The following is a 1,587-nucleotide window of genomic DNA, read 5'->3' as shown; positions in this document are numbered from 1 at the left end:
CTACCCCGAAAATTAATATTAGCTCAGACCTAAAAATGGCAGCACGAAACTAAACCCAGCTTTTATGGTTTTTAAAAACTGTGCTTCTTCGCAATCTATGAGACATTGAAACGCTAAGAGGCCTCCGAATTAGAGAGGGCTACCTGAAAACCAAGATTCTCAAGCTTTCGTACGGCTTGTCTCACGATCGCTTCTTGTTGTCGCTGTTCAAAATAATGACTTCCTAAATCTTTGTAATCTTCTTTTCGTGTAAGAACGTAATAAACAATGGTCATAATGGAGTGCGCGACGGCTACGGCTGCTCGGTGTCTGCCTTTTCGGGCGGCAATGCGTCTGTACTGTGCTCCTAGGTAGTTGTCGGATCTACATACGGAATGGGCGACTTCAATCAGTGCCGCTCGGAGATATTTGTTGCCTTTGCGAGTTTTGGAGGATTTACGTTTTCCGGCACTTTCATTTTGCCCTGGAACGAGGCCCGCCCATGAACAGAGATGAGCGGCAGATGGGAAGCGTGAACCGACATCAGTCCCAACTTCGGCAAGGATTTGTTCGGCGGTTCGTCGGCCGATCCCTGGAATGGTATCTAGACGCTCAATGTCTTGCTGAAAAGGGTCGAGCCGTTTGGCTACCTCCGTATCCAGTTCGAGAATCTGCTCATTCAGAAAATCGACGTGTGTGAGCATCGTTTTCAGCATGATCCGTTGGTGGGCACTCATGTTGCCGCGTAAGGCCAATTCCAACTCTTCCTTCTTTTTCTTCAGTGTTCGTCGCGCGAAAGCTGCCAGCTTTTCGGGATCTTCTTCTCCCTCGATCATGGCACCCATCATATCGCGGCTGCTCACGCCCATAATGTCGGAGACAACAGCAGCGAGCTTAATGTTGGCGCCTTCAAGGACCTTCTGAACCCGGTTATGTTCACGAGAGCGTTCCTGAATCAGGCTGCGACGGTAACGGACTAATTCGCGGAGTTCGCGTTGGTTACGGTCCGGAATGTAGCTGGGTTTGAGCAGTCCATGACGCAGAAGGTTACAGATCCACTCGGCATCTTTCACATCCGTCTTCCTGCCGGGAACAGCTTTAATGTGCTGTGCGTTTACGACGAGGAATTGAATCTCCTCGGCTTCAAGCAGGTTGACGATGGGTTTCCAGTAAACACCGGTACTCTCCATGGCCACGTGCGTACAGCGATGCTGCTTGATCCAGTCGATTAAATCCAGCAGGAACACCGTATGCGTACGAAAGGTCTTAATCTCCTTTCCTTCGGGAGTCATGACGCAAGCGGTAATGGACTTCTTGTGAACATCCAAACCACAAGCGCGTTCGATCAGGACATCCATAACATTCACCTTTCTACGGCAATTGAAATTGAGGACTGGTGCAACAACCAGAAAAGGATTACTCTACCCCGCGTGCTTCCCAAAAGGAGCGACATACCGTGGTGCACCGTGATCGTCGTAGTCAGACTAACGGATGGGTTCGCGACACCATAGCTTAACGACCTTCCTCACCAGCCGTAAGAATAGTATAGAACACCGCACCAAAATTTTCATTACTCTGTGGTGCCCCGAGAGGGGCATGGATGGCTAA

1 protein-coding gene is annotated in these 1,587 nt (G+C 49.7%); it reads right to left on the bottom strand.

The genetic code is table 11. From position 1 onward, the window contains the following. Positions 1 to 113 precede the first annotated feature (113 nt). Positions 114 to 1,337: an IS110 family RNA-guided transposase gene (locus AC0YNV_RS40650; RefSeq protein ID WP_475773129.1), complete on the bottom strand. Its 1,224-nt coding sequence runs from the start codon at positions 1,335 to 1,337 to the stop codon at positions 114 to 116. Positions 1,338 to 1,587: the final 250 nt, after the last annotated feature.

This window comes from Paenibacillus sp. JT31N11, from assembly GCF_056269285.1.
The sequence above is the reverse complement of the archived record's forward strand: the minus strand, read 5'-3'. Positions and strand labels throughout refer to the sequence as shown.

Coding starts and splice junctions, on each gene's coding strand:
- AC0YNV_RS40650 (WP_475773129.1), bottom strand. CDS start 1,337: ATGGATGTCCTGATCGAACGCGCTTGTGGTTTGGATGTTCACAAGAAG.